This is a genomic window from Burkholderia sp. HMSC10F09, from assembly GCF_001806955.1.
Classification (GTDB): domain Bacteria; phylum Pseudomonadota; class Gammaproteobacteria; order Burkholderiales; family Burkholderiaceae; genus Burkholderia; species Burkholderia multivorans.
Map to the genome: position 1 here is coordinate 1 of NZ_KV786850.1, position 3,438 is coordinate 3,438.

Sequence of the window (3,438 nt, forward strand, 5' to 3'; positions counted from 1 at the left end):
GCCCGCCGTGTCCGGTCGCGCCGCGGCCGATCGTGCCGCGCCCGCGTCGCACGGCCCGCGCGGCGCGCACCGTGTACCGCCTCGGCGACGTCCGCGGCATCCTGCTGCGCTGAAACATTTTGTTACGTATTCGCGATTCGTCGGCCTCTTGAAGCGCGCGGCGGGCGCCACTATTTCGCTTTCCGCCAATCGACGGCACGACCGCACGCGAGCCATCCGCGCCCGCGTGCGCGGTCGGATTCCTTTTTGGTGATCTCATCGCTCAGGAGATGAAAATGCAGATTCGTCCCCTCTACGACCGGGTTATCGTCAAGCGAATCGAACAGCAGCGGACGACGGCCTCGGGCATCGTGATTCCCGACTCCGCCGCGGAAAAGCCCGAGCAGGGCGAAGTCATCGCAGTCGGCAGCGGCCGGCTGCTCCAGGACGGCTCGCAGCGCCCGCTGCAATTGAAGGTCGGCGACCAGGTTCTCTTCGGCAAATATGCAGGCCAGACCGTGAAGGTGGACGGCGAGGAACTGCTCGTGATGCGCGAAGAGGACGTGATGGGCGTACTCGAACCTGAATCGTCCGCCGCACGCAAGGCGGCCTGACCACCCGATTCGACCGCGGCGCACGGCGCGCAGCCGGAGCGCGCGGCTTTTCGTACAACGACATTATCCGGAGCAACAACATGGCAGCAAAAGACGTGAAGTTCCACGACGGCGCGCGTAGCCGGATCGTGAAGGGCGTGAACGTACTCGCCGATGCGGTGAAGGTGACGCTGGGCCCGAAGGGCCGCAACGTACTGATCGAGCGCAGCTTCGGCGCGCCGACGATCACGAAGGACGGCGTGTCGGTCGCGAAGGAAATCGAGCTGAAGGACCGCTTCGAGAACATGGGCGCGCAGGTGGTCAAGCAGGTCGCGTCGAAGACGGCCGACGTCGCAGGCGACGGTACGACGACCGCGACCGTGCTCGCGCAGGCGATCGTGCAGGAAGGGATGAAGCATGTCGCGGCCGGCATCAACCCGATGGACCTGAAGCGCGGCATCGACAAGGCGGTCGGCGCGGTGCTCGACGAACTGCGCAAGCTGTCGCGCCCGATCGCGACGAACAAGGAAATCGCGCAGGTCGGCGCGATCTCGGCGAACTCGGACGAAGCGATCGGCAAGATCATCGCGGACGCGATGGAGCGCGTCGGCAAGGAAGGCGTGATCACCGTCGAGGACGGCAAGTCGCTCGAGAACGAGCTCGAAGTCGTCGAAGGGATGCAGTTCGATCGCGGCTACGTGAGCCCGTACTTCATCAACGACCCGGAGAAGCAGGCCGCCTATCTCGACGATCCGCTGATCCTGCTGCATGACAAGAAGATCTCGAGCATCCGCGATCTGCTGCCGATCCTCGAGGCCGCATCGAAGGCCGGCAAGCCGCTGCTGATCGTCGCCGAGGACGTCGACGGCGAAGCGCTCGCGACGCTCGTCGTCAACGCGATGCGCGGCATCCTGAAGGTCGCCGCGGTGAAGGCGCCGGGCTTCGGCGATCGCCGCAAGGCGATGCTGGAAGACATCGCGATCCTCACCGGCGCGACCGTCATCTCCGAGGAAACCGGCAAGCAGCTCGAGAAGGCCACGCTCGAGGATCTCGGCCGCGCAAAGCGCGTCGAGGTGCGCAAGGACGACACGATCATCATCGACGGCGCGGGCGATCCGGCGCGCATCGACGCGCGCGTGAAGGCGATCCGCGTGCAGATCGACGAAGCGACGAGCGACTACGATCGCGAGAAGCTGCAGGAGCGCGTCGCGAAGCTCGCGGGCGGCGTCGCGGTGATCAAGGTCGGCGCGGCCACCGAAGTCGAGATGAAGGAGAAGAAGGATCGCGTCGACGATGCGCTGCACGCGACGCGTGCGGCCGTCGAGGAAGGGATCGTGCCGGGCGGCGGCGTCGCGCTGCTGCGCGCACGCGCGGCGCTCGCCGACCTCAAGGGCGCGAATGCCGACCAGGATGCCGGTATCCGGATCGTGCTGCGCGCGCTCGAAGCGCCGCTGCGCGTGATCGTGTCGAACGCGGGCGAAGAGCCGTCGGTCGTGATCGCGAAGGTGCTCGAAGGCAAGGGCAACTTCGGCTACAACGCGGCGACCGGCGAGTATGGCGATCTCGTCGAAGCGGGTGTCGTCGATCCGACCAAGGTCACGCGCACCGCGCTGCAGAACGCCGCGTCGATCGCCGGCCTGATCCTGACGACGGACGCGACCGTCGCCGACGCGCCGAAGGACGAAAGCCCGGCGCCGGCGCCGTCGCCCGCCCTCGACTACTGAGCGGCGGTCTTACCGCCCGGTCTCGGCCCGCCGGCCTGTCGCCGGCCGGCGTGGCTCCCGTTCGGCGCACGCGGCGTCACACCCGCGCTGCGCCGTTTTTTTTCGTCTCGCGTCGCATCGATATCTCACACGTCGTGCCGCGACGCGGGCGCGCCGGCCGGCACGTCCGCCGCGCGATCCGCGAGCCGTTCGAACTCGGAAGGATCGTGGCTGCTGAACACCAGCACGCCGTTGCGGCGCTGCGCGAGCGCGCGCAACGCGGCCTGATTCGCGAGCCGCGCGCGGCGGTCCTTCTCCAGCATCCACTGATACATCCGCAAGCCGACATGGCATTGCGGATTCGCGTTCATCTCGCGCGCGTCGAAGTACGCGTCGGCCGCGTTCAGCAGCCAGCCGTGCGCGGTCTCGATCGCAATGCCGGCATGCCCGAGCGTATGGCCGCGCAGCGGCACGAGCAGGATCGACGGCGGCAGGCCCGCGAGCGCCTTCACGCCAGCGAAGCCCTGCCATGTCTCGCCGCCGTCCGGATAGGTGCGCCACTTGCCGGACGTCGACCACTGCTGCGGACGGAAGCGCTGCCGATCCATCCACGTACGCTGCGCGGCCGCATACGCGCGCTCGGTTTCGAGCAGATGCACGGTCGCCTCCGGGAAATCGTCGAGTCCGCCCGCGTGATCGAAGTCGAGATGGCTCAGCACGATATGGCGGACGTCGCGCGGATCGTAGCCGAGCCGTTCGATCTGCCGGATCGCGGTCATTTCCTCGCGAAACGCGGGACTCACGAGCCCGAGAAAGAACCGGCTAAGCCGCGAACGCGGATCGGCGACGTCGCGCAAGCCGAAGCCGGTATCGACGAGCACCAGCGAGTCGCGCGTCTCGATCAGCACGCAGTGGCATGCGAGCGAGCCGCGTTCGAAGATGCCGTGGCGGCTGCCGTTCATCAGGCGCCCGCACAGCGGGCACGTCGAGATGCAGTTCAGGTGATGGATCACCATGACGGGAGGCTCCGCGCCGGATGCCGGCGGACGGCCGAGCGCGCGGGCCGTCCGCCTCGGCGCACGTGTCAGCTGCGGTCGGGCTCGTCGGCGTCCGGCGACCGCTCGACCGGCGCGCCGGCGCCGAGCTCGGCACCGGTCGTCGGA

The 3,438-nt window shown here is 68.1% G+C and carries 3 protein-coding genes; 2 read left to right on the plus strand and 1 reads right to left on the minus strand.

The window, feature by feature from the left end:
- Positions 1-275: 275 nt before the first annotated feature.
- Together groES and groL are read left to right on the plus strand one after the other, a co-directional pair.
- The gene (groES, locus tag HMPREF3115_RS22585; RefSeq protein ID WP_006404526.1) at positions 276-593 is read left to right on the plus strand and encodes a co-chaperone GroES; all 318 of its coding nucleotides are present in this window, start codon (positions 276-278) and stop codon (positions 591-593) included.
- 80 nt (positions 594-673) lie between these two features.
- Positions 674-2,296, plus strand: a complete 1,623-nt coding sequence (groL, locus tag HMPREF3115_RS22590) for a chaperonin GroEL (protein ID WP_053298036.1) — start codon at positions 674-676, stop codon at positions 2,294-2,296.
- A 125-nt stretch (positions 2,297-2,421) separates the two neighbouring features.
- On the opposite strand, the gene HMPREF3115_RS22595 is transcribed toward groL, so the two are convergent.
- Positions 2,422-3,291, minus strand: coding sequence for an MBL fold metallo-hydrolase (locus HMPREF3115_RS22595; protein ID WP_006404524.1), 870 nt, complete (start codon positions 3,289-3,291; stop codon positions 2,422-2,424).
- Between the last annotated feature and the right edge of the window lie 147 nt (positions 3,292-3,438).

Excerpts from the sequence above, each read along its gene's own strand:
- groES (WP_006404526.1), top strand. The coding sequence starts at position 276 with ATGCAGATTCGTCCCCTCTACGACCGGGTTATCGTCAAGCGAATCGAA.
- groL (WP_053298036.1), top strand. The coding sequence starts at position 674 with ATGGCAGCAAAAGACGTGAAGTTCCACGACGGCGCGCGTAGCCGGATC.
- HMPREF3115_RS22595 (WP_006404524.1), bottom strand. The coding sequence starts at position 3,291 with ATGGTGATCCATCACCTGAACTGCATCTCGACGTGCCCGCTGTGCGGG.